The 933-nt window shown below is 28.4% G+C and carries 1 protein-coding gene; it reads right to left on the minus strand.

Translation table 11 applies throughout. The features are described from left to right. Positions 1 to 254 precede the first annotated feature (254 nt). Positions 255 to 933 (minus strand): thermonuclease family protein (locus tag ACQCX0_RS01990; protein ID WP_462562481.1); only part of this gene is annotated, 679 nt, incomplete at its 5' end.

A 933-nucleotide genomic window follows, 5' to 3' on the forward strand; every position in this document is an offset into this window, starting at 1 on the left:
TATCTATTTATAAAACTCTTTGATATTTCTACCTGTTGGTTGATAACATAATAACTTACCAGCCAAAGGTACTATAAATAGTAGAAGTTGCACAAATTATTATATGTTGGTTTTCTTATAGCAAGTAGTGTCTTATATTAGAATTTGTAGTCCTCTAATATGTAACAGTTATTTTAAAGTTATAGAGTAGAGAGTCTTATATAGATATTTATTTAAAAGTTATGTGATAAAGTATGTGGTTAATAATTATCTGTTTAAAGAAATTCTATAGCAGAAGGATCAATAATATTAATAGACGGACCAAATTTTTTGTTACCAGGATTAATAAAAGCTCTTACTCTTACTTTTTTATTAATTAAGAGTTGAGGATTAGTAATTCGTAGCTGTTTTTGAAGTAAAGGTTTAAGTTTTAAGGCTAATCCTTTTTCTTGTTCTGCTTCTAAGTATAAGAAAAGATAGGTTTTAGACTTCCTATAAGCTAAGATTTCTCCGTCAATAACTTTATATTGTTTAACAATATACTTAGTTGCACTAGGAGTAATCGGAGTATAATTAGGATGAGACCAAAGCCTATTTTGTACTAATATAGCTTTGTTTTCTATCTTGATTAAATCTTTAAGATAGAAAGTATTAGGGCTTAAGATATAGGTAAAAGCTAAAGATTCCTCAAGCATTTTTGCATTAATCCATAAGTTATCTTTAACTCTGCAAATATGAGCCAGAAGTCTTTGATATTTATCAGTAGATTCAATTGGATTGATTTTTAAATAAATTTCTTGATGCAATAGTAATTCTGCTAATTTTTCTTTAGCTAAGATTGCATAAGGAAAAGGTTCTGTTTCTGTAAAGAGTTCCGGAGCCTGAATCCCGACCAATCTTATTTTCTGTGATTTGTCGGTATTTGTATTCTTAGCTGTTATAGTATCTCCGTCA

Source organism: Candidatus Hepatincolaceae symbiont of Strigamia maritima, from assembly GCF_055505085.1.